The sequence below is a fragment of the Nannocystis pusilla genome, assembly GCF_020073745.1.
GTDB classification, from domain to species: Bacteria; Myxococcota_A; Polyangia; order Nannocystales; family Nannocystaceae; genus Nannocystis; species Nannocystis radixulma.
Genome location: NZ_JAIRAU010000028.1, coordinates 430,915 through 453,591 on the forward strand (window position 1 = coordinate 430,915; position 22,677 = coordinate 453,591).

Consider the following 22,677-nt stretch of genomic DNA (forward strand, 5'->3'; position numbering starts at 1 on the left):
CGGCCGCCGGGGCCCTCGCTGCGGCCCGCGGACGCTCGCGCGCACAACGCGCCTCCGGCCCGCTCGCCCGCGCGACGGGACACTGCTATGGTCTGCCGGTGTTCGGCATCGGCCTCACCGAGATGATCCTGGTCGGGATCGTCGCCTTGATGCTCTTCTCGCCCAAGGAGCTGCCCAGCCTGATCAAGACGCTGGCCGGCATCTACGGCAGCATCCGCCGCACCGCCGAGCAGTTCCGGGCCCAGGTCATGGAGGCCGACGAGCTGCGCGAGCCAATCGAGGAGATCCGGGCCGCCTACCACGGCACCAAGGCCGAGCTCGACGGGGCCCGCGACGTCGCCCGCCGCGAGCTCCAGCGCGCCCGCATGGAGGTCGTCAAGGCCCAGCAGAAGATCAACGAGATCGCCCGCGAGGAGGCCAAGCGCGCCCCTGCCCTCGGGGACAGGCCCGCCGGGACAGGTCCTTCGGAGCAGGTCCCTTCGGCCAGCTCCGCCCCCGCGGCGGCCCCGGCTCCGGCCGCCGCAGCGGCGACCGTCTCCACCGTCGCCGCCGAGGCGGCCCCGCGGGCCGTGCCGGCCGTCGGGGCCGTGGCGGCGGGCTCGGCCGCCGCCGAGTCTGGCCCGCGCCCCGTCCCCGGCGCCGTGGCGAGCGCTCCGCGGGCTAGCGAGCGTGACGTCGCATGAGCACCGGCAAGACCCCGCCTGCGACCGCGCCCGCGGTCCTGCCCGCCGTCCCGCCGGGACAGCCCGGCAACGGCCTCGACGGCCTCGCCGAGGGCCCCGAGGGCGACACGCCGATGTCGTTCTGGGACCACCTGAGCGAGCTGCGGAGCCGCCTGGTCAAGGCCTTCCTCGGCCTCGTGGTCGCCTGCATCCTCTGCTTCGTCTACGCCACCGAGCTGCGCGAGTTCTTGGCCGCGCCGCTGCACGCCGCCTGGGCCGCCGCCGGCATGGAGGGCAAGCCCGAGCTGCAGGTGTTGGCGATGATGGACGCCTTCATGACCGACATGCGGGTGGCGGTCGCGGCCGGCATCTTCCTCGCCGCGCCGATCGGCTTCTACCAGTTCTGGATGTTCATCGCCCCCGGCCTCTACGCCCGCGAGAAGCGCTACGTCGTGCCGTTCGTGGCCACCTCCGTGCTCATGTTCCTGGCCGGCGCCGCCTTCTGCTACAAGTTCGTGCTGCCGTGGACGATCCAGTGGCTGCTCTCGTACACCCAGAGCACCAGCGGCGCCGCGACCACGGTCGCGTACCACCTCACGCTCAACGACTACATCCGCGACGCCACCAAGATCCTGGTCGCCTTCGGCGCCGTGTTCGAGTTCCCGCTGCTGATCGCCTTCCTCAGCTTCGCCGGCGTGGTCGACCACCGCGCCCTGCTGCGCTTCTGGAAGATCTCGGTGATCGCCATCTTCGTCATCGCCGCCGTGCTCACCCCGCCCGAGCCGGTCTCGCAGCTGATGATGGCGTGCCCGATGGTCGGCCTGTTCTTCCTCAGCGTCGCCGTCTCGTACCTGATCACGCGCAGCCGTGAGAGGGCCGCCGGCCTCGCCGGAGCCGAGCCGGTGCCGCCGGCGCCCGACCTGCCCGAGGAGTAGCGCTTCGGCGGGGCCGCGCAGGCCGCGTTGCTCGTCGGATCTCGGCCCTGCGCGGCTTTCGGCGCCCGGCCGCGACACAGGAGTCGTGACAGGGACCGTTGCTCGGTTCACGAGCCGCGATGCGCCCATCTCGCCCGTGGGCCGGGTCCGATCCTCGTCGGTCTCGCCCGCGCCGGTGTGCCGCAGCGGCACGTCGACGTGCGGCGCTCGCCCGACGTCGCGGTACCGTATCGCAGCGTTGCGAGCTCCGCGACTGCCTCGCCACCTCGATCCCGCCGCGCCCCCCGCCTCGCCCGGGGCGCCGTAGCGAGCCGCGCCGTCGCGGCCCGCGACCGTTTGCCCGGGCGCGGGTCCCGGCTCGGGCAGGCGAGTTTGCGCAATTTTTCGCGTGCCGACGCGCGGGCCAAAACCTTCCCCACGGCGCACAACTCGCCTATTCTTTGCGCCGCATGTTCCAGCTTCGCCTTTCGCGGCTCCTGGCCGTGTTCCTCGCCGTACCTGTGCTCCAGTCCGCCTGCGTGTGCGGCCCCGGGCCCAACGTCGGCGGTTACGACGACCCCTCCGGCAAAGACCCGCCGCGCTCGCTGCAGGGCGTCAAGTTCATCGAGAGCGAGAAGGGCGAGCCCGAGGTCATCGGCTGCGCCGACGGCCAGCGCGAGGGCTTCGCCGACCTCACTCGGCACAAGCGGATCGCCGGCTGTCTCGCCACCTGGGAGGGCACCAAGAGCCTGCGCGACAAGCCGACCGGCAAGGCCTGCGGCGACGACAAGGGCGTCTGCACCTCGCCGGCCGACGTGTGCGCCAAGGGCTGGCACGTGTGCGGCTACCAGGGCAAGCACGACGACCTCAAGCGGCACACCACCGCCAACGCCTGCAACAAGGAGGCGGGCCCCGGCAAGTTCGTCGCGGCCATGAGCCACGGCCAGACCGAGGACCTGTGCCCGCCGCCGCCGACCGCCGAGACCGTGTTCCCGTGCATGGACTCCGGCATCTGCTCCGAGCCGGTCTGCTGCGGTGACGCCTGCGCGTTCGGCAAGTGCCGCGACGCGATCTGGCGCGGTCAGACCAAGATCTCGCTCGGCAAGGCCGAGGGCTGCGGCTCGGTCACCTCCGAGCGCAACGGCGGCATCCTGTGCTGCTACGACGGCGACGGCGACCCGGCCGCGGCGGCCGGCGGCGACGCCAAGACCGAGACTCCGCCTGCGACCACCGACCCGACCGCCACCGCCACGCCGCCCACCGGCGCCGCCACGCCGCCCACCGGCGCCGCCACCGCCCCGACCGGTCCCGTCGACTCGACGCGGACTCCGTCGACCGCCCCGCCGGTCGACAGCGCCGAGGTCCCGACCAGCGGGCCCGAGACCGCCCGGCCCACGACCGCCAAGAAGCCCGGCTCGAAGTAACCCCGTGGCCCACGCGCGGCCGTCCGCTCGCGCGGCCGGCCGCGTCGGCAATTCAGAACATGTCCTCGAGAACATGTCCTGGCAGCCACAGCTCTTCGGACATGCTGTCTGTGACATGTCCCGAGCGCCACCTGGCGACCGCTCCCGTCGAGCCGCCTGCCAGGCGCTCTCGCCCACCGCACGTCGCTCCGCCTTGCGCCCGCCCGACGAACAGCCGTCGCGGGCCTGCCGCGTTCGCGCCCAGACCTGCCCCGAAAGACAGCTCACGCCCGCACGCGCGTCGAGCCACCGCGCCCCGCCCCCGCCTGCCGCGGGCCCGCCGAGCAGCGCCCGCCCTCATCGATCCGGGCCGCCGCGCGCCTCGACCTGCCCTCATGGACAGCTCGCGCCCGCCTGCGCGTCCTGCGGCCCTTCAGGCCGCGATCTCGCCGCTGCGCACGCCGCTGACGTAGTGTTCGAGCGCATGCAGCTCGGGCCGCATCACCTCGGTGACGGGTGACGTCGTCACGTCGGTCGCGTAGCCCCAGAACTGCAAGCGGCGCCCGATCCACTCCGCGTCGGCGCCGATCGGCGGCAGCTGGACCGCGCGCAGACGGAGCGCCGCGTGGCGCCTCAGCCACGCGCCGGTGCTCCGGTCGCGCACGCCCACGCACTCGTCGGCACGCAGGTGATACTCCGTGTGCTTGGTCGCAAACACGCGATGGCGGCGGCGGTTCTTCGAGCTCATGCGCCGGAGCCTGCCAAACCCGCCCGGAGTGCCGCAAAAAACCGGCGTACATCGGCGGGCGCGCCCGACGCACCTGCTACACTCCCAGACCGTGCCGACCTCGCCGTTCTCTGGCCTGCCGCGCTTCCGGCCCGCGAGCTTCTGGCTGCTGGTCGCCGCAGCGGCCGCCAGCGCGTTCGTCTCGGACCTGCCGCTCGCCCGCCACCTTCAGCTCGGCGCCTCGTTCCTCACCGACCCCGCCCCGTGGCAGCCGCTCACCGCGCCGTTCCTGTTCCCCGAGGGTCAGCTCGCCGGCCTGATCGGCACCGGCCTGTTGCAGTGGTTCGTCGGCAGTCCGGTCGAGGGCCGGCTCGGGACCGCGCGCTACCTCGGCCTCGTCCTCGGCGCCGCGGTCGTCGGCTACCTCGTCCTCGGCCTCGTGGGTCTGGCCGTCCCCGCGGCCCTGATGCTGCCCCACGGCGGCACCACCCCGATCGACCTCGCCGCCCTCGCCGCGTTCGGCGTGCTGTTCGCGCGCGAGCCGGTGTCGATCTTCGGCGTCCTCCCGGTCACCGCGCGCAGCTTCGCCGGCGTCGCCGTGGCGCTGCTGCTGCTCGGACCGCTGCTCCGCGGCGGCTGGCCAGACATCGTCCCCGGCGTGGTCGCGGCGGGCCTCGCCCTCGTCGTGGCCCGGCGCTGGCAAAAGCGACCCGCCTCCGGCAAAGTCGGCCCGCGCAAGGGCGGCGGGGGCAAGCGCCCGCGCCACCTGCGGATCGTCGACGGCCGCGAGCAATACCTGAACTGAAGGACATGTCCCCTTCGCCACCTCCGCTCCGCGCGCCCTCGCTCCTCCCTCCCGGCTCCGCCTCCCCCCGCCCCGCTCCTCGCCGGCGGCTCCGCGTCTCGCACGCGCCCTGGCCAGGCCAAGCCCGGGCGCCTTCGCCCCGCTCCGCTCAGCGCCCGCTTCGCGCCGCCTCGCCGAACCTGTCCTGGCGAACCTGTCCCGGCGAACCTGTCCCGCGCGACCTGTCCCATTCTCCCGCGACGAACCGCCCCCCTGCTTGCTTGATTAAAGGCCAACCGTGACCTTCCGAAGCGACGAGCCGCGCGAGGCGGCGATGACGACCAGCGTCGCCCGGGCGGCGCCCTCGCGGCCGCTGCGCCGGGTGATGCTGCGCGTCACCGACGGCCCCGACCGCGACGCCCAGGTCCAGACCGCGCGGCCGCGGCTGACGATCGGGCGCAGCGCGGTCAACGACCTCGTGCTCACCGACAGCTCGATCAGCGGCCTGCACGCCGAGCTGCAGCTCGCGGCCGGCGGCCCGCACGGCGCGGTGCTGCTGCGCGACCTCGGCAGCACCAACGGCACCCACGTCGGCGGGGTGCGGATCCGCGAGGCGTGGATCGAGCCGGGCGCGACGATCCAGCTCGGCAAGACCGCGATCGCCTTCCTCGCCGAGGACGAGGTCCAGGTCCCGATCTCGCGCCAGACCCACTTCGGCGCGCTGCTCGGCCAGAGCCCCGGCATGCGCGAGCTGTTCGCCGTGCTCGAGCGGATCGCCGACACCGACATGAGCGTGCTCGTCGGCGGCGAGACCGGCTCGGGCAAGGAGCTGGTCGCGCGCGCGCTGCACGACGAGTCGCCGCGGCACAAGGGCCCGTTCGTGGTGCTCGACTGCAGCGCCCTCCCGCGCGAGCTGGCCGAGGCCGCGATCCTCGGCCACCGCAAGGGGGCCTTCACCAGCGCGCTCGAGAGCCGCGCCGGCGCGTTCGAAGAGGCCCACGGCGGCACCCTGTTCCTCGACGAGATCGGCGAGCTCCCGCTCGAGCTGCAGCCCAAGCTGCTGCGCGTGCTCGACCGCCGCGAGGTCCAGCGGATCGGCGAGACCCAGGTCCGCAAGGTCGACGTCCGCGTGGTCGCGGCCACCCACCGCGACCTCAAGACGATGGTCGGCCAGGCCCAGTTCCGCGAGGACCTCTACTTCCGCCTGTCGGTCATGAACGTCGAGCTGCCGCCGCTGCGCGAGCGCGGCGACGACATCCTCCTGCTCGCCGAGAAGTTCGTCAGCGACTTCACCCGCCCGCGCGGCGGCGCCGTGGTCCTCAGCCCGGCCGCGCGCCGGGCCCTCACCGCCCACCCCTGGCCCGGCAACGTCCGCGAGCTCAAGAACACCATCGAGCGCGCCGTCCACTTCGCCAGCGCCGGCGTCATCGAACCCGCCGACCTGTTCCTCGGCCGCCCCAGCCGCCCCGTGCCCGCCCCCACGCCCGCCGGCGAGCCCGCCGTCGCGGGCGACGACGCCCTGTTCGCCCAGCCGTTCAAGGAGGCCAAGCAGGCCATGGTCGACGCCTTCGAGCGCCGCTACTTCGCCCGCCTGCTCGAACAACACGACGGCAACCTCAGCCGCGCCGCCGCCGCCGCCGGGATCACCCGCTATTATCTGCGCGAGCTGCTCAAGCGCCTCGGCCTCCACCGCGTGAAGGACGACGAGCCATGATCAACGCCACCTGTACCCGAGGACATACGCCCGCCGCCGCGGAGGAGACCTGTCCCGAGGGCCAGGTCATCGCTACCTGCCCCGAAGGACATGTCACTCCGCGCCCGCGCGGCCTCCACCCGGTCTTGCGCACCGCGGCGCTGATCTGCTGGGCCGCCCTGAGCGGCGCCTGCGGCGACCGCGGCAGCGACCCGGTGAAGACCGCCCAGGCGTTCACGGCCGCGGTCCAGCGCGGCGACATGGACGCGGTCTACCGCCAGCTCGAGCGGGCCGCGACCGAGCGCCTCACCGCGGCCGCGGCCCAGGCGTCGGACCAGGTCGGCGGGCGCCGCCGCATCGAGCCGGCCGAGATGCTGCAGATCGTCGACGTCGACCCGAACTTCGAGCTCGCCGGCGCCGAGCTGCTCGGCGACGGCGAACCCCCCGGCGCAGAAGACGGCGCCGTCGCCCAGGTCCGCCTGCTCGGCAGTCAGCAGGAGAGCCACACGCTCACGCTCGTGCGCGAAGACGGCGCCTGGCGCGTGCGGATCCCCTTGCCCCCTCTTACCCCTACGACTCCACCATGAACTCGCTTGAACCTCGCCCCACCGGGCGCCCGGCCCTCGTCGGCTGGCTCCTGCCCTTCCTCTGCGTCAGCGCGGCGCTGATCGCCCACTGGGTGCTCAGCGTCCCGCCCGGCCCGTTGCCGCCGCCGGTGGTCAAGGAGCCGCCGCCCAAGCCGAACCCGCTGCCCGCCGGCGACGAGGACGACGACAAGGACAAGGACCCCTTCGAGCCGTTCACCGCCCCGCGCGCCGACGGCCTGCTCGCCCAGCTGCACGAGGCCTACGACGGCGTCGCCTTCAAGGCCGAGCCCACCTTCGAGGCGTGGAGCGTCGCCCACCGCCCGCTCATCACCCAGGTCATCACCGCCACCCGCCTGCAGACCTTCAAGGGCGTGGTGCCGTCGCCCTCGGTGTCGACCTCCAACGTCGAGTGCCACACGATCCGCTGCCGCTTCACCCTGTCGAGCAGCAAGCAGGAGGACCTGCAGAGCCTCCTCGACGCCGTCGCCGCGCTGCAGATCGACGGCGCGCCGCTGTGGCACACGTGGAAGCCCGACGACATCGCCGAGGAGCCGGCCAAGCGCACCAACGCCAAGCCGCGCATGCGCACGCAGGTGCTGGTGTCGTTCTCCCGCGACCTGCCCAAGATCGATCAGATCAAGCTGCAGTCGGGCGCGCCGCTCAAGCCGGCCACGATCACCCCGGTCAAGGTCCCGAACCCCAACCCAGGCGCCGCGCCGACCGGCAAGCCGCCGACCGGCCCGCTCGGCCCCGGCGGGGCGACCACCGGCCCGCGCCCGACCCCCGCGCCCCCGACCGGCGCCACGAGCAGCACCGCGTCCCCGAGCACCGCGCCGCCGGGCAGCACCGCGCCGGCGAGCAGCACCGCGCAGCCGAGCAGCACCGCCAGGGGCCCCGGCCACACGCCCTGAGCGGGCCGCTGAGCCCGCTGCCGCGCGTGCGCGCCGGAATCGACCCGCGCCCGGAGGCCCGGCGGCCGCCGCTCGCGGCTGGTACCCTGCCGGCGTGCGACGTCTCCTGGCCGGCTTCCTCCTCTGCTGTCTCCCCGCGTGCGGGACGAGCGACGACCTCGGCGGCGAGCTGTCGGTCGACAGCGACGAATATGGCGCATGGACCATGTCCCCGACGACATGTGTCTCGGGCGAGCACCGCCAGTTCTTCGGCGTCGACCTGACCGAGCGCGGCGACAACGGCACCGGCGTGCGGATCGTCGACGACCCGGTCGGCGGTTACTCGCTGGCGATGAACATCCCCGGCGAAGACCTTTCGATCGTGCTCACCCCGGAGACCGAGTGCGAGGTGTTCGACGTGCTGGTCGAGCGGGGCAACGTCCGCGTCAACGACATCTGGGCGATCCAGGGCCACGCCACCGTCGAGTGCCGGGCGCCCGGGCTCGAGATCGTCGCCGACCTGCGCTTCTCCGGCTGCACCTGATCGTCCGCGGGGACATGTCGCATCGAGCATGACTGCTCAGGCATGTCCTGCAGGGCATGTCCTTCGCGTCAGAACGCGAGCTGCAGCCCGAGCCCGAGCCCGCGCGGCAGCGGCAGCGGCGCGAGCGCAGGCCGGCGCGCGGCGAGGCCTGCCTCCCGGAGGTCGCGCAGCGGCGCGGCGAAGCGGCGCCACACCACCGCGCCGGTGACGATCGCGCTCACGGCGACCGCGGCGGTGGCGGTCCCCGCGAAGGCCAGCAGGCCCTGGCCCTGGTACAGCTCCGTGCGGGACGCCTCGACCCAGAAGTACGTCGCCGGCGCGAGCGCGGCGATCCCCCAGCACGTCACGCCGATGCCGATGTTGCGGCGGACCCGGAAGCGCCGGCGCGCGAACGCGGTGAACGACTCGGTGAGGCCGTCTTCGCGGACATCGTCCTCGTACGACTCCCACGCGCCCTCGAGGTCGAGCCCGGTGATCGCCTCGATGTGCCTGTACTCGCGGAGCTGCAAGCCCATGCCGGTCGGCTCGGGCACCTCGGTGTCGAGCGGCTCCGCCGGCGCCGCGACGGCCGCGGCGGGCTCCGGGCTCGCAGCGACCGGCTCTGCCGGCGCGCTCGCCTCCGCAGCCGCCTCGCCGCTCGCGGGCGCAGCAGCACCGGCCGCGACCTCGCCGGTCGGTGGCGCGAACGAACCGGCGAGCAGCAGGACGAGCAGCGGAGGGTTCGCCATGCTCCCATGGTAGTGCGCCGCGCCGACCCGCGACGCGGGCCCCCGCGCGCGGCGCCGCGAAGCCCGATCGGCGACCTCGGCGTCGCGCCGCCGGTGACCCGCGGTCGAACACCGTCGCGACGCGGCCGGAGGCGACGCGTGGTCGCGCTCCGGCCGGCGGGCGCGCGCGAGAGCGCGGAGGCTAGCCGCTGAGCTTCTTCTTCAGCTCCTCGAGCTGGGCGTCGATCTCGGCGGCCTTGAGGTCGTCGGCGCTGATTTCCTCGGGGGGCGGGGCCTTGGCGTCGGCGCGGCCGGAGCCGAGCTGGCGCGGGTCCTCGGTCTTGCCGGCGGTGAGGGCCATCTTGCGCTTGAGGGCCTCGAGCTGGTCGTCGACGTTGCCGGCCTCGAGCGCCTTGAACTGCGACTCGAGGCTGCCTTCCTCGAGCACGCCGCCGATCTCCGACGTCGCCTCGGCCTCGGCCTCTAGCTGGGTGACGCGCTCGGACATGCGGCCGAAGGTGTCGAAGGCCGACGTCGAGTTGATGCTCGACAGCGTCTCGTTGATGGTGCGCTGGGCCTCGGCCCGCTTCTGGCGCGAGACCAGCAGGTTGCGCTTGCGCTTGGCCTCCTCGATCTTGCTGTCGAGGCCGCGGAGGGCGACCTTGAGCTGCTCGACCGAGTTCTTCTGGGCCTCCCACTGGTCCTTGAGCTGGGCGGCGACCTCGTCGTGGTCGCCCTTGCGCTGGAGCGCGGCGCGGGCGAGGTTCTCGTCGCCGGCCTTGAGGGCCAGCATCGCCTTCTTCTCCCACTCGGCGGCCTTGGCGGCCTCCTGCTCCCACTGCTTCTTGATCCGCTTCTCATCGGCGATGGCGATGGCCACCTGCTTCTTGGCCTCGATGAGCTGCTGCTTCATGTCGACCAACACCTGATTGAGCATCTTCTCCGGGTCTTCGGCCCGGTTGATGAGCTCGTTGATGTTGGAGCGGATGAGGGTGCCGAGGCGTGAAAAAAGTCCCATCTCAGTTGCCCTCCTGGATCTCGCTGGAGGCCGGCGCCGGGCGCCACGGTTTGAGCTGTTCGAGGTGTCCGTCGATCGCCATCGCCATGTCTTCGATCATCGCCTGAAATTCGCCGAAATCGAGGTCGGCCAGCTGGTGCGCGCCCGAGAGCAGGATCTGGTCGCCGTCGAGGGCGTAGGCGCAGTGCAGCGTGGTGTCGTTGAACTCGAGCAGGCGCCGGAACAGGCCGAGGTGATTCGGCGTGGCCTCGGTGACGGCGAAGATCGGCGACGAGTAGAGCACGATCGGCTCGTCGATGCGGACGACGATGCGGATGCCCGAGAGGCTCTCCGGCCCGACCACCCATGTGTCGTCGGAGACCTTCTCGTGGTGCAGCTCCATCCGGAGCATGTACGATTCCAGCGTTTCTGCGTGACTCATGGAGGTGTCGGGGGCGCGGGAGTCGGGGGGCGGCGGCGGCGGCGGAAACAGCCTCAGCGAGGCCGTGAGGCAAGTCTGAGGCAGGCCTGCGGCGCCTGGGGCCGGCAGCACGCCCGAGGTCAGCCACTATACGCGACGGTCCGCGGGGGCGGCAACCCAAACTCCGTCAGGCGCGCCGCTTTGGCCGCTTTGCCTCCTTTGCAGTCGCGTGAGCCCCGTGGTATCCGGGGGCGGCCCGCACGAACCGACGAACCCCTGTCGGGGCCGCGCCTGTTTTACGGTCGCAAGGGCCTGAAACGGCCGCGAGGGCCGGGCCCCACGGAGCGCCTCCTAGCCATGACATACCCTGCTCGGCCTCCTTACCGGCCTCGCTCTTTCGCCCACCACTGTCGCCGAGGGCCCGGTCGATGACCGCGCGCGGAGCCGGCGCGGGCGACAGCCGTCTGCCGCGGCACGTCGGCATCATCATGGACGGCAACGGCCGCTGGGCGCAGCAGAAGGGCCTGCCGCGCGAGGTCGGCCACGAGCACGGCGCCGACGCCGTCCGCCGGGTCGTCCGCGCCGCCCGCGAGCTCGGCGTCGAGGCGCTGACGCTGTTCGCGTTCTCGTCGCAGAACTGGGACCGGCCGCCGCAGGAGGTCTTCCACCTCATGCAGCTGCTCAACCGCTACCTGCTCGAGGAGCGCGCCGAGATCCTCGACAACCAGATCCGGCTCACCACGGTCGGCGACACCGAACGGCTGCCGAGCTACGTGCGCGACCCGATGCGCGAGCTCATCGCCGCCTCGGCCCACAACGAGAAGATGACGCTGTGCCTGGCGCTCAGCTACGGCGGCCGCGAGATGATCACCGACGCCGCCCGGCGCATCGCCCGCGCGGTCCAGGCCGGCAGCCTGCGCCCCGACGAGATCGACCCCAAGACCTTCGCCTCGTACCTCGACTCGAGCCGCCATCTGCCGCCGCTCGACCTCCTGATCCGCACCAGCGGCGAACACAGGATCTCCAACTTCTTCCTGTGGGAGGTCGCCTACGCCGAGCTGTTCTTCACCGAGGTGCTGTGGCCCGACTTCGCGCGCGAGCACCTGCTGGAGGCGCTCGCCGACTTCGCTCGCCGGGAGCGCCGCTTCGGCCTGCTCCCCGGCGAGCCCGACGCCGACGCGCTCGACGAGTCGCAGAGCGTCGGGATCTTCCCCGCACAACGAGGCAAGGGCTAGCGTGGCCGACCTGATCAAGCGCCTGTGGACGGCGATCGTCCTCGTCCCGATCCTCGTGGTCGCGCTGTTCGTCGACCGCTCGCCGTGGAGCATCCTGGCGCTGTCGGTCCTGTTCGGCGGCCTCGCCCTCGACGAGTACCTCCGCATGGCGTTGGTTTCACGGCCCTCCGGGCCTGGGGGACCCCCGAAGACGCCCGAGCCGCAGGTCGTCTCGCCGCCGGGGCCCGAGAGCGTCGTCCCGCCCGAGCTCGGCCTGCGCGCCGTGATCGGGCTGATCGGCGCCGCCGTGGTCGCGCTGCCGATGGTGTACGGCGCCGGGCGCGTGCTGCCGCCGCTGCTCATGGGCTCGGTGCTCGCCGTCGCGCTGGTGCTGCTGTCGCGCAAGCACGCGCTCGAGCAGGCGGGCCGGCACATGTCGGTGTGCCTGGCGGCGCTCCTGTACGTGCCGCTGATGGCCTCGGTGTGGCCGCAGATCAAGCACCACTTCGGGCCCGGCTGGCTGTTCGTCACCCTGGCGATCGCGTTCCTCTCGGACACCGGCGCGTACGCGTTCGGCCGGCTGTGGGGCAAGCACAAGCTCTACCCCGCGGTCAGCCCCGGCAAGACCTGGGAGGGCTCGCTCGGCGGGATCGTCGGCGCCAACGTGGCCACCCTCGGCTTCGGCTCGGCGTTCCTGCTGCCCGAGCTGGCCGTCGGCCACGCGATCGTCCTCGGCGTGGTCGGCTCGCTCGCCGGCCAGGTCGGCGACCTGTTCGAGTCGATGCTCAAGCGCAGCCACGGCGTCAAGGACTCGGGCAACCTCCTGCCCGGCCACGGCGGCATGCTCGACCGCGTCGACGCCCTGCTGTTCGTCGGCCCGGTCGTCTACTACTTCGCGGCCAACGTGGTGTTCGCCGGCCGCTGCTGAGGCCGCGCGAAGGGCATGCCCGCGAGGACATGCCCTTCCGAACAGGAAATAAGGGCCATGTCCGTGCGGACATGGCCCTTCGTGCTACTGGCAGCGCTGCGCGGTGAAGCTGCCCTCGAGGTTGACGTTGTTGTCGAAGAACGGCCCGTCGACGTGGCACAGGCGCCCGACCACTTCCTGAGCGTCGACCGAGATCAGCTCGAAGCTGGCGCTGAAGGTGCCGCCACCGAACGAGCACAGGTCGGGCTCCTCCTCCGCGCCGGTCTCCATCGCGGTGCCGGTCACGTCGGTCCCGGCGAGGTGGTAGAGGCCGGGGGTCTGGAAGGCGGTGGGGATCCGGATCGTGACCTCCCAGTTGTTGCCGCACTCGATGCCGACGTTCGGGTCGGCGCAGGTGGCCACCTGGTTCGACAGGCGCACGTACAGCGTGTCGGGGTCGACCGGCTCGCCCCCGGTCCCGCCGCTCGAGCTCTCGCCGGTCGGATCGGGCTCGGGCGGGATCTGGCCCTGCGTGTAGGCCAGCGTGGCGACGTCGAGCACGACCGCCTCGCCCTCGCACGGGTTCGGCTCGGGCGGCGGCGGGTCGTCGGTCTCGCTGCCGTGCGAGGTCATGGTCGGGTCGTAGCCGCTGGTGCCGGTGGAGGTGGCGGTCGGGTCCCAGCCGCTGGTGCTGGTCGCGGTGTCGGGCTCGGTGGTGCTGGGGCTGGTCGCCGTGCCGGGCCAGGCGGTCGTGGTCGCCGGCTCGTCGCCCGAGCCGCCGCCGGTCGAGCTCACGCCGTCGGTGCCGCCCTCGTCGGTGGTGCTGCTGTCGATGTTGCTGGTGTCGGAGCCGGAGCCGGAGCCGTCGCCCTTGGAGTCGCAGGCGAGGGCGACGGCGAACACGAGGCCGAGACAAGAGAAGCTGTAAGAACGCATGCGAGGGAGTTAGCACGGGCGTCAGGGCGGCGCATCAGGAGGTCCACACCTCGTCGATGTGCGTGCAGCCCATGACAGCGGCGTCGCAGACGATCACGGGCGCGCGTGTCAGTGTCACATTCGCCGTACGAGCGGCGATACGGCCATTTCGGCGCCAGAGCGCGCTCGTGGTCGAGGCGCGACAGGGCGGCGATGTCAGGGTGAGAGGTCGATCCGCAGCGTGCCGCCCTGCGCGATGTCGCCGTGCTTCAGGCGCGGCTGCGCCAGCGGCTCGCCCTCCCAGCTCGCTGCGGCCGTGCCCCCGACGGCGTCGTCGCCGGTGACGGGCGCGACGATCCGCAGGTCGCCGCCGGCGAGGTGCAGGATCGCCTCGCTGAAGATCGGGCTGCCGAGCAAGTAGTCCTCGGTGCCGGCGATCGGGAACAAGCCCCACGCCGCGAACGCCAGCCACCCGCTCATCGTGCCGCCGTCGTCGTTGCCGGGCAGACCGCCGGGGTGATCGCCGTAGCGGTTGCGCAGGACCCACCGCGACCAGCGGGCGCTGCCGGCGTGGTCACCCAGGGCGCTGAACATGAACGGCGCGTGGATGTCCGGCTCGTTGCCCTGCCAGTAGTACTGCTGCGGCATCAGGCTGATGACCTCCTGCTCGGAGTCGGCGAAGAACTGCTGCAGCCGCGCGAGCGTGGCCTCCCGCCCGCCCATCGCCTCGGTCAGGCCGTCGAGGTCGTGCGGGGCGTACCACGCGTACTGCAGCGCGTTGCCCTCGGCGTAGAAGTCCTGCCAGGTCAGCGGGTCGTCGACCGGGACGAACGCGCCGGTCTCGGAGCGCGCGACCAAAAACTGCTGCTCGGGGTCCCACACGTTCCTCCAGGAGCCGGCCCGCTCGGCGAACATGTCGGCGTCGGCCTGCTCGCCCAGGACCTCGGCGAGCTTCGCCAGCGCGAAGTCGTTGTAGGCCGACTCGAGCGTCCACGACGACGAGCTGCCGCCGGCCTCGACCGGGACGTAGCCGAGCTCGATGTACTTGTCGACCGCCATGCGCCCGCCGTACGGCGAGCCCGGCGGCACCGGCTCCGTCGCCGTCTTGCGCATCGCCGCGTACGCCGAGGCCAAACCGACGTCGTCGGGGTCGAAGCCCTTGAGGATGCTGTCGGCGAACACGATCGTCGCGCTCTCGCCGTCCATGCCGTTGGTGTAGCCGGTGCCGAGCGGCCAGCGCGGCATCCAGCCGCCGTCCTCGGCCATCCTCGTCAGCGAGCGCAGCATGTCGGCCTGGTACTCGGGGTACAGCAGCGTCAACAGCGGGTGCAGCGTGCGGAAGGTGTCCCACAGCGAGAAGTCGGTGTAGTACGGCCGGTCGGTGGTGTGCACCGCGTCGTCGAGCCCGCGGTAGCTGCCGTCGACGTCGCTGGCGAGCGTCGGCATCAGCAGCGCGTGGTAGATCGCCGTGTAGAGCAGCTTGAAGTCGCGCGGGCTCTCGCCGCGCACCTCCACGCGCGCCAGCTCCTGCTCCCACGCGGCCTCGGCGGCCGTCCGCGCGGCCTCGAAGTCGAGGTCGGGCGCCTCGGCGTCGAGGTTCATGGCGGCGTGCTCGGCGTCGACGAAGGAGAGGCCGACGCCGATGACGACGGGCTCGCCCGGATCGAACCGCACATACGCCCCGACCGCGGGGCCCTCCTGCGCAGCCGCGCCGTCGACCGGGGTGCCGTCGTCCCAGCTGCCGAACGCCGCGAACGGCCGCGAGGCCCGCAGCGCGTAGTAGACCCTGACGCCGCCGAAGCGACCGGAGTAGCCGCCGGAGACCTGGTGGTGGCCGCGGATCTCCCCGGCCTCGGCGTCGACCTCGACCTGCCCGCCGACGACCTCGACGTCGGGCAGGCCGTGCGCGAGGTCGAGGATGACCACTGGGTCCTGTCCTTCGGGGAAGGTGAAGCGCTGCAGCCCGACCCGCGCGGTGGCCGTCAGCTCGGCCGCGATCCCGTCGGCCAGAGTGACGGCGTAGTAGCCGGGGCTGGCCTGCTCGCTGTCCTTGTCGTAGGCCACGCGGTAGCCGCCGACCTCCGTCTTGTCGGGGCTCATGCCGAGGGTCGGCATGACGCGCACGTTCCCGTAGTCGACGATGCCGGTGCCGTGCATGCGCACCTGCGAGAAGCCCTGGATCTCGGTGTCGTCGTAGTGGTACCCGGCGCAGTGGGAGAACGCGAGCGCGAACCCGCCGGTCAGGGTGGTGTCGGGCCCCGGCCGGGCCAGCCCGAAGGGGACCTGCGGGCCCGGGTAGCTGCTGCCGACGCCGTAGCCGGACCCGCCGGTACCGATGAACGGATCGACGTGCTGGATCAGCGGCGCCGGTGCGAACACGCCTGGAAGTTCAGGTTCTTCCGAGCCTGTCGTCGGGGACATGCTCGTGCCGTCGCTGCCGTCGCTGCCCGTGGTCGGCGCGGTGGTGCCGCCGGTCGTCGTGCCGGCGCTGCCGCTGTCGCTGTCGGTCGCGTCGGCGGGCGGCGGGTCGGTGCAGGCTGCTAGCAGGAACGCGGCCGGGAGCAGGCGCAGACGCGGGAGCATGGCCCACGATAGCGCGACGGGTGGAGCCGGACGCGGCAGTGCAGATGAGTTATGCGGCGCCCGTCGCCGACCATGCGGGCCGCGCTCCCCGGCGACCGCGGGTCGGTATGTGCGGGTGCGGCTCGAACACCGCGTGCTCGCACTCGCGAGGACGAGCTTCGACAACGCCGAGGGCCCCGATCCGCTGCCCGGGGAACGCCGCGGCACGGAGCGCGAATTCGCGCGACTCAACTTCGTCAGAGCTTGGCGTCGTAGTTGTGCGGATCGTGATTGAAGGTCGACCGGCAGCGGGCGATCTGGGTCACCGGCAAGCGCTCGCGGTCGGGGAACAGCACGTAGTCCTCGCCCGCCTCGGTGACGACGTCGAGCACCTGCGCCTCGAAGCGCTCGCCGTTGCGCAGCTCGACCTGCACGGGTCGCTTGAAGTGGGCCGATTCCTCGAGGACGTCGAGGAAGTCGCATCGTCCGGTCGGTTCTGTCTGTTCCATGGCGTACTCCGCGGTGCTCCAAGCCTGAGCGCCGCACGCGGCCCAGGCAAGCTGAGCCGCTGCGGTGCATGCGAGCCACGAGGCGTCGCGCGCTCCGGGAGGGTCCGTCGTCGCGACGCACAGGGCGCCGCGGCAGCGAGCCCGACCGCGCTCGTCGGCCCTCGCGTGAGGCACGATCGCCGGATCGCTACAAATATGACTCTTCAGACATGCCCTTTGAGACATAGCGGCGAGCACATCCCGGCGACGGCGCTACGGCGCCAGCTCGACGTCGGCCTCGACCGCGAACGCCCGGCCCCAGTCGCACCGCGCCTGCAGGGTCGCTCGCTGCGACCGGGCCGACCTGGCGGCGAGGGTGAGCGCCCGGTGAACATGTCTATGAGGCCATGTCCTCGTAGACATATCAACCCTCGTGCGAGCCGTGAGCGAGCGCGCGGCGATCGCAAGATCGTCCAAGTTGTCGGCCCGCCACGGTGCCACCCTCGGGCCGCGGAGAACAGAACCATGGCGACAATTTTTAGAGAGATCCTGGTCGACGCCGACGTCGACGCGACCTGGGCGGCGCTGTGCGACGTCGGCGCGATCCACCAGCGGCTGGCGCGCGGCTTCGTCGTCGACACCACCCTCGACGGCGACCACCGCACCGTCACCTTCGCCGGCGGGGTCGTCGTACGCGAGCGGCTGATCGGCCGCGACGACGCCCGGCGGCGCCTCGCTTACGCGGTGGTCGACGACCCTGCGGTGCGCCACCACGCCTCGTTCCAGGTGTTCCCGGGCGACCTCGGCGGCAGCCGGATCGTGTGGATCACCGACGTCGCGCCCGACCCCGCGGCACCGATGTTCGCGGGGATGATCGACACCGGCGCGGCCGCCATCCGCCGCACCCTCGCCGCCTCACGCTGAGCCGGCCCCGGGCTGCATGGAGACGGCCGGCCGTGCGCGGGCCTGCGTCTGCTTCAGGGTTCTTCAGGACATGCCCATACGAACATGTCCCTGAACACATGCCTTTTAAAACATGCCCGTTCGCGCTCACGCGCGGCGGGGCTGGGCGCGGCGGGAGGTGAGGCGCCAGCGCAGGATCGACTCGGCGAGCAGGAGCAGCGCCACGAGCAGCACGAGCGGGCGCCAGCGCGGGTAGCGGGCGGCGGCCAGGACCTCGCCGCCCTCGATGCGCGGGCCGGCGACCGCGTGCGACGTAGTGTCGCTCTCGGCCGGGTCGACCTGCACGGCGAAGCGGAGCGGCGGCTCGTCGTCGCCGCGCTCGACCGTGTAGTGGCCGGGGGTCCACGTGTCCTTGAAGACAGCCTGGCCCTGGCCGTCGGGCACCGCGGCCAGGCGCTCGCCCCCGGGGGTGACGACGGTCGCCGGGCGGTCGCCGGGCAGGATCCGCGGCTCCCCGACCCGCAACACCGCGCCCGCGGCTCCTTGCTGGCTGGCGTCGAGGTAGGCGACCAGGCGCTCGACGAGCGGGACGAAGCCTGGCCGAAGGGGCAGGTCGGACCAGTCGCGGTCGACCGAGGTGGTGAGCAGGGCCACGCGGCCGCGGCCGTGGGCGCGGGTGATCAGCGCCGGCGCGCCGCTGGTGAAGCTGAGGGCGACGTCGACCGCGCGCGCGGCGTCGGGCTCGAGCAGGAACAGCCGGCGCGTGCGGGCGCCGAGCAGGCCGAGGTCGTCGCCGAGGCCGCGCAGGGCCGGGTGGGCCAGGTTGGCCGGGGCGAGCCCCTCCGTGCGGTTCTCGGTGCGGCCCGGCGCGGTGCCGACGATCAGGGCCTCGCGCAGGCGCAGCGGCAGCAGCTCGCCGAGGCGCTCGTTGTAGGCGCCGGCCTCGACGCGCTCGCCGACGGTGACGAACAGGCCGAGGCCCTCCTCGACCCGGCGCGTCAACGCGGCGGCGGCGTCGGGCGCGGGCGCGCGGACGTTGGCGAGGACCACCACGTCGACGCCGGCGAGCGGCCGGGGCTCGCGCAGGCGGGCCTCGAGCTGGTCGGGCGCGAGGCCGTGGACGCGCAGGCGTCGGCCCGGCGCGGCGGCCAGCGCTGTGGCGAGGAAGAACACCTCGTCGTGGGCCCGCATCTCGCTCGGGTCGCCGTTGACGAGCACGATGTCGAGCTCGTCCTCGCCGGCGAGCCAGAAGTGACGCACCTCGTCGCCGGGCAGCGGGTCGTCGTCGAGCTCGACCAGCGCCAGCGCGGCCGGGCTCGGCCCGTCGCCGATCAGCGTGTGCGTGAACTCGACCCGCGCCTCGCCGCCGCGCGGGACCATGACGTCGGCGCGCGCGACCTCCTCGCCGCCGAGCTGCATGGCGACGGCGACGCGGCGCAGGTTGTCGGCCTCGACCGGCCCCGGCGCGTGCCGCCGCACCACGCCCCAGACCCGCACGGCCCGCGGATCGAGGTCGCGCGCGGGCTCCCAGCCGACTGTATCGAGGGACATGTGCTCGGGGACATCCGGCAGCGCGTCGAGGCTGCCGAGCGCGGGCACCGGCAGGATCGGCGTCTCGGGTCCCGCGGTCTCCGGCAGGCTGCCGAGGCCGCGCGCGGTCGGATCGCCGATGGCGTAGACGGCCCGCCGCCGCCCGCCGTCGCCGCGCAGCAGGGCGGCCGCGACCGGCAGGCCGCTGTCGAGCGGCCACGCCCCGGACCGGGGAGCGCCGCCGGAGATCCACTCGCCGATCGCCTCGCGCACGCGCCCGAGGTCGGCCGACAGCTCGAGCCGCGGGCCGGACGGATCGCTGGTCACGAGCCCCACGCGGCTGCCGGGCGGCAAGGCGTCGACCACCGCGGCGGCGGCGTCGGCGGCCCCGTCGAGGGCACGCACGCCACCTGTCTTCAAGGACATGCTCATCGAGCCATCCACCAGCAAGATGGCGTCGTGCGGCTCGCCGAGCACCGCCACGCGCGCCCGCCCGGAGCTGACCGGCCGCGCCAGCGCCAGCGCCAGCAGGGCCAGCGCGGCCAGCCGCAGGGCCAGGAGCAGGCGGTCGCGCAGGTGGCGGCGCATGGTGACGACCTCGTCGCCCGGCTTGACGAAGCGCAGCGCGGCGAAGGCGATCCGCCGCGGCTCCTCGCGCCCGCGCAGGTGAGCGACCAGCGGGGCCGCCAGGCCGAGCAGGCCGAGCAGGAGCAGCGGCGCCAGCAGACTCACGGCCGCACCTCCACGCCGCCCTCCGCCGCCGCCTCGCCCTGCAGCGCGCGCAGCAGCCCGAGGAAGGCGGCCGTCACCGGCGTGTCGGTGACGACGCGATGACACACGAGCCCGCGCCCGAGGCAGCCGTCGGCGAACGCGCCGAGGTAGGCGCGCAGGCGCTGGAGGTAGGCCGCGCGCAGGCTGGCGCCGAGGCCCTCGACCTCGGGGCGGACGCCGCGGACGTCCTCGAGCCGCAGCAGCTCGCGCCCGGACCACGGGAACTCGAGCTCGTCGCGGTGCAGCACCTGCAGCAGCACGACCGCGTGCCCGCGCCCGGCGAGCGCCGCCAGCTCGTCGAGCAGCCCGGCCTCGGCCGCGGGCAAGGCTGCGCCTTCGGACATGTCTCGAGAGGCATGTTCATCTGCGCAGGGATCGAGGAAGTCGGACACCAGCACGACCAGGCTGCGCCGCGGTAGCTGCGGCCCGACCGCGGCGACCAGGCGCGGCCACGGGCAGATCCCGGCGGGGGCCTTCCCCAGCGCCTCGGCCAGCGCGAGCAGCCGCCGCGACCCGCCCTGCGGCCGCAGCTGCTGCAGGTCGACGCCGCCGCCGCCGCCGCTGGCGAGCCCGAGCCGGTCGCCCTGCCGGGCCGCCAGGCTGGCCAGCCCGGCCACCAGCGCGCCCGCGTAGGTCGCCTTGCGCTCGATGCCTGTCCCGTAGGACATGCCCCCGGAGCCATCCATCAAGAAGACCGCGGACAGCACGTCCTCGGCGTCGTGCTGGCGCAGCACGTAGCGGTCGTCGCGGGCCGCGGCGCGCCAGTCGAGCCGGCGCAGGTCGTCCCCGGGGACGTAGGGCCGGTGGCCGCGGAACACGTCGCCGGCGCCGGCCCGGGCGGCCAGGTGCCGGCCGGGGCGCCCGCCCCACACCGCCTGCCCGACCCGCAGCACCCGCCCGCGCAGCAGCTCGCGCAGCTCCGCCGGCAGCGCGGCGGCGAGGGCGGTATCCGGATCTGGTCCTGAGGACATGGTGAAATGGTCAGGCCCGCACGGCCGCGAGCACCTGGGCGACGAGCTCGTCCGCGCCAACGCCGCGGCTCTCGGCGACGAAGCTGCGGACCAACCGGTGCGCCAGCACCGGCGCCGCCAGAGCCCGCACGTCGTCCGAGGTGACCGCGGGGCGACCGTCGAGGGCGGCCCGCGCCTGCGCGGCGGCCACCAGCTGCTGGCCCGCGCGCGGACCGGCCCCCCACTGGATCAGCTCGCGCAGCCCCCTGGGGCAGCTGGCCTCGCTCGGCCGGGTCGCGCGCAGCAGGGCGACCGCGTGAGCGACGACCGAGGCCGGCACGGGGATCCGGCGCACCAACGCCTGATGCGCGGTGAGCTCGGCCGGGGTCAACAGCGGCCGCAGCTCGGGCGCCTGCTCGGCCCCGAGCGCGACGATCTGCCGCTCGTCCTCCTCGCTCGGATAGCCGACCACGATCTGCAACATGAAGCGGTCGAGCTGCGCCTCGGGCAGCGGATACGTGCCCTCCTGCTCGATCGGGTTCTGCGTGGCGAACACGTGGAACGGCAGCGGCAACGGGTGCGTGCGCCCGCCGGCGCTGACCCGCGCCTCCTGCATCGCCTGCAGCAGCGCCGCCTGGGTCTTCGGCGGGGTGCGGTTGATCTCGTCGGCCAGCAGCAGGTTGCAGAACACCGGCCCGGGCACGAACCGGAAGTTGCGCCGACCGCTGACCGGATCTTCCTCGAGCACGTCCGATCCGGTGATGTCGGCCGGCATCAGATCCGGGGTGAACTGCACGCGCGAGAACTGCAGCTCGAGCGCCTGCGCCAGGCTGCTGACGAGCAGGGTCTTGGCCAGCCCGGGCACGCCGACGAACAGGCCGTGACCGCCGGCGAACAGGCACACGAGCAGGTGATCGATCACCCCCTGCTGGCCGACGATCCGCCGGTGCAGCTGCTCGACCAGGCGCTCCCGGCTGCGGGCGAGCGTCTGCAACGCTTCGCGGTCGTCAGGAACGGCGGTCGATGAGGCGGCGGCGGGCACGGGGCGCGGAGTATAGCGCGTCAACGCGGCGCGACCCGACGCCTCGACACCCGCTTCGCTGCGAACAACTCGCCCGCGCTGCTCACGGTGGCCGCGCGCTCGATCCACCGCAACAGCTGGGGCCGGTTCTGATTCTCCGCGATCGTGCGCCGCTGCTCCTTCGTCAGGCGGATCCGTCGCGTGCGGAGGACGGCGAACAGCGCCTCGTGAAGCGCCTCGGCCTTGCCCTCACGCCGGCCCTCGCCCTTCGCGCGGTGGAGCGGCGCCATGAGCTGCCCGAAGTACATCAGGCGGATCCGGTGGGCGAAGTCGGTCTTGAGCAGCTCTTCGTCGCTGAAGTTCTCCCACATGGCTTCCTCGAGGGCGGCACGCGCGGCGGCGCCGAGAAACGTCCAGACGAAGTCAGTGTAGAGCGGGCGACGCGCGTTGTCGAGCATGCGCACGCTGGCGAGCGCGGCGCGGCCCACGGCGACCGCGTGTGGCCCTTGGCCGTGGGCGAGGACCGACAGCACCGCGAGCTCCGGCTCGCGCCGCGCCGCGGGGGACGCGGGTGATCACGGGGATCTGGTCGGGTCCGAGGACGTCGGGCACGAGCACCCAGCGACCGTCGCCCATGTCGATCGGCCGGCGGCACCAGCGGGCGATCGCCGGCTGCGTCGTCAGCACCAGCAGGCGCACCGGGCACTGCAGCCTCCTCCTCAACGACGCGAGGTACACCGGCCACACCCAGCGCTTGGCCGGGTCGCGGCGCAGCTGCACCTCGACCACGATCGCCAGCGCCGGCACGCCCGCGCCGTCGTTCAGCGTCAGCACCAGGTCGGCGTGGACCTCGGCCGGCTCGACCTCGACGAACTCGCCCTCGATGACCTGCGCCGCGGCAAATCGCGGCAACGGCGCCGCACAACCCTCACGCAACAGCGTTGCGACGACAGGCGGCGCGCGGCGCAGCAGCTCGAGCAGGACCGAGTGTGGGAGCGAGGCCATCGTCGACCCTTCCAGGTCGCTCGCCGCGACGTCGGCTTTGCACGCGGACGCGGTGAGTCAGCGCACTGGCATCGCACCTGCA

General features: G+C 73.2%; 23 protein-coding genes. 11 read left to right on the top strand and 12 right to left on the bottom strand.

The features are described 5' to 3' along the window. Positions 1–98 precede the first annotated feature (98 nt). From K7C98_RS23265 to K7C98_RS23275, 3 genes are all read left to right on the top strand, one after another. Positions 99–683, top strand: coding sequence for a Sec-independent protein translocase subunit TatA/TatB (locus tag K7C98_RS23265; RefSeq protein WP_224193932.1), 585 nt, complete (start codon positions 99–101; stop codon positions 681–683). After that, positions 680–1,597: a twin-arginine translocase subunit TatC gene (gene tatC / locus K7C98_RS23270; RefSeq protein WP_224193933.1), complete on the top strand. Its 918-nt coding sequence runs from the start codon at positions 680–682 to the stop codon at positions 1,595–1,597. The genes K7C98_RS23265 and tatC overlap by 4 nt, the downstream gene beginning before the upstream one ends. A 449-nt stretch (positions 1,598–2,046) precedes the next feature. Then, the gene (locus tag K7C98_RS23275) at positions 2,047–3,000 is read left to right on the top strand and encodes a hypothetical protein (protein ID WP_224193934.1); all 954 of its coding nucleotides are present in this window, start codon (positions 2,047–2,049) and stop codon (positions 2,998–3,000) included. A gap of 412 nt (positions 3,001–3,412) precedes the next feature. On the opposite strand, the gene K7C98_RS23280 is transcribed toward K7C98_RS23275, so the two are convergent. Then, positions 3,413–3,727: a hypothetical protein gene (locus K7C98_RS23280; protein ID WP_224193935.1), complete on the bottom strand. Its 315-nt coding sequence runs from the start codon at positions 3,725–3,727 to the stop codon at positions 3,413–3,415. 91 nt (positions 3,728–3,818) lie between these two features. Between K7C98_RS23280 and K7C98_RS23285 the strand changes: the two genes are divergently transcribed. The 5 genes from K7C98_RS23285 (at position 3,819) to K7C98_RS23305 (ending at position 8,204) form a co-directional block, all read left to right on the top strand. Further along, positions 3,819–4,511 (top strand): rhomboid family intramembrane serine protease, encoded by a 693-nt coding sequence (locus K7C98_RS23285; RefSeq protein WP_224193936.1) that lies wholly within the window; start codon positions 3,819–3,821, stop codon positions 4,509–4,511. Between the two features lie 277 nt (positions 4,512–4,788). Further along, entirely contained in the window at positions 4,789–6,204 is a 1,416-nt protein-coding gene (locus tag K7C98_RS23290; RefSeq protein WP_224193937.1) for a sigma 54-interacting transcriptional regulator, read from the top strand. Beyond that, a complete protein-coding gene (locus tag K7C98_RS23295) occupies positions 6,201–6,770 on the top strand; it encodes a hypothetical protein (protein WP_224193938.1) in 570 nt (189 codons plus the stop codon). The genes K7C98_RS23290 and K7C98_RS23295 overlap by 4 nt, the downstream gene beginning before the upstream one ends. After that, positions 6,767–7,681 (top strand): hypothetical protein, encoded by a 915-nt coding sequence (locus K7C98_RS23300; protein ID WP_224193996.1) that lies wholly within the window; start codon positions 6,767–6,769, stop codon positions 7,679–7,681. The genes K7C98_RS23295 and K7C98_RS23300 overlap by 4 nt, the downstream gene beginning before the upstream one ends. A gap of 94 nt (positions 7,682–7,775) precedes the next feature. Beyond that, positions 7,776–8,204, top strand: coding sequence for a hypothetical protein (locus K7C98_RS23305; protein ID WP_224193939.1), 429 nt, complete (start codon positions 7,776–7,778; stop codon positions 8,202–8,204). Between the two features lie 68 nt (positions 8,205–8,272). Here the strand turns inward: K7C98_RS23305 and K7C98_RS23310 are convergent, their stop codons facing one another. The 3 genes from K7C98_RS23310 to K7C98_RS23320 all read right to left on the bottom strand — a co-directional run bounded on the left by K7C98_RS23310 (position 8,273) and on the right by K7C98_RS23320 (position 10,350). Next, entirely contained in the window at positions 8,273–8,932 is a 660-nt protein-coding gene (locus tag K7C98_RS23310) for a hypothetical protein (RefSeq protein ID WP_224193940.1), read from the bottom strand. Between the two features lie 181 nt (positions 8,933–9,113). Beyond that, positions 9,114–9,929 carry a PspA/IM30 family protein gene (locus tag K7C98_RS23315; protein ID WP_224193941.1) on the bottom strand — a complete coding sequence of 272 codons (816 nt, stop codon included), beginning with the start codon at positions 9,927–9,929 and terminating at the stop codon, positions 9,114–9,116. Position 9,930: 1 nt separating this feature from the next. Further along, the gene (locus tag K7C98_RS23320) at positions 9,931–10,350 is read right to left on the bottom strand and encodes a YbjN domain-containing protein (protein ID WP_224193942.1); all 420 of its coding nucleotides are present in this window, start codon (positions 10,348–10,350) and stop codon (positions 9,931–9,933) included. A 407-nt stretch (positions 10,351–10,757) separates the two neighbouring features. Between K7C98_RS23320 and uppS the strand changes: the two genes are divergently transcribed. Beyond that, entirely contained in the window at positions 10,758–11,564 is an 807-nt protein-coding gene (gene uppS, locus K7C98_RS23325) for a polyprenyl diphosphate synthase (protein ID WP_224193943.1), read from the top strand. A 1-nt stretch (position 11,565) separates the two neighbouring features. Next, positions 11,566–12,471, top strand: a complete 906-nt coding sequence (locus tag K7C98_RS23330) for a phosphatidate cytidylyltransferase (RefSeq protein ID WP_224193944.1) — start codon at positions 11,566–11,568, stop codon at positions 12,469–12,471. Positions 12,472–12,555: 84 nt separating this feature from the next. Here K7C98_RS23330 and K7C98_RS23335 read toward each other — a convergent pair whose 3' ends face one another. The 3 genes from K7C98_RS23335 to K7C98_RS23345 form a co-directional block, all read right to left on the bottom strand. Further along, positions 12,556–13,386, bottom strand: coding sequence for a hypothetical protein (locus tag K7C98_RS23335; RefSeq protein WP_224193945.1), 831 nt, complete (start codon positions 13,384–13,386; stop codon positions 12,556–12,558). Positions 13,387–13,581: 195 nt separating this feature from the next. Further along, complete coding sequence (locus K7C98_RS23340; protein WP_224193946.1) at positions 13,582–15,948, bottom strand: GH92 family glycosyl hydrolase; 2,367 nt, start codon at positions 15,946–15,948, stop codon at positions 13,582–13,584. 236 nt (positions 15,949–16,184) lie between these two features. Further along, positions 16,185–16,436, bottom strand: a complete 252-nt coding sequence (locus K7C98_RS23345; RefSeq protein ID WP_224193947.1) for a Rho-binding antiterminator — start codon at positions 16,434–16,436, stop codon at positions 16,185–16,187. Between the two features lie 504 nt (positions 16,437–16,940). Here K7C98_RS23345 and K7C98_RS23350 point away from each other — a divergent pair. After that, positions 16,941–17,339, top strand: a complete 399-nt coding sequence (locus K7C98_RS23350; protein ID WP_224193948.1) for an SRPBCC family protein — start codon at positions 16,941–16,943, stop codon at positions 17,337–17,339. 126 nt (positions 17,340–17,465) lie between these two features. Here K7C98_RS23350 and K7C98_RS23355 read toward each other — a convergent pair whose 3' ends face one another. The 5 genes from K7C98_RS23355 to K7C98_RS23375 are packed head-to-tail and all read right to left on the bottom strand — an operon-like array spanning position 17,466 to position 22,595. Next, positions 17,466–19,580: a BatA domain-containing protein gene (locus K7C98_RS23355; RefSeq protein ID WP_224193949.1), complete on the bottom strand. Its 2,115-nt coding sequence runs from the start codon at positions 19,578–19,580 to the stop codon at positions 17,466–17,468. Next, on the bottom strand, positions 19,577–20,590 hold the full coding sequence (locus K7C98_RS23360) for a DUF58 domain-containing protein (protein WP_224193950.1): 1,014 nt from the start codon (positions 20,588–20,590) through the stop codon (positions 19,577–19,579). Before K7C98_RS23360 ends, K7C98_RS23355 begins: the two co-directional genes overlap by 4 nt. A 10-nt stretch (positions 20,591–20,600) precedes the next feature. Then, entirely contained in the window at positions 20,601–21,635 is a 1,035-nt protein-coding gene (locus K7C98_RS23365; protein WP_263429719.1) for an AAA family ATPase, read from the bottom strand. After that, positions 21,632–22,048 (bottom strand): hypothetical protein, encoded by a 417-nt coding sequence (locus K7C98_RS23370; protein WP_224193952.1) that lies wholly within the window; start codon positions 22,046–22,048, stop codon positions 21,632–21,634. The genes K7C98_RS23365 and K7C98_RS23370 overlap by 4 nt, the downstream gene beginning before the upstream one ends. After that, complete coding sequence (locus K7C98_RS23375; RefSeq protein ID WP_224193953.1) at positions 22,014–22,595, bottom strand: hypothetical protein; 582 nt, start codon at positions 22,593–22,595, stop codon at positions 22,014–22,016. Before K7C98_RS23375 ends, K7C98_RS23370 begins: the two co-directional genes overlap by 35 nt. Positions 22,596–22,677: the final 82 nt, after the last annotated feature.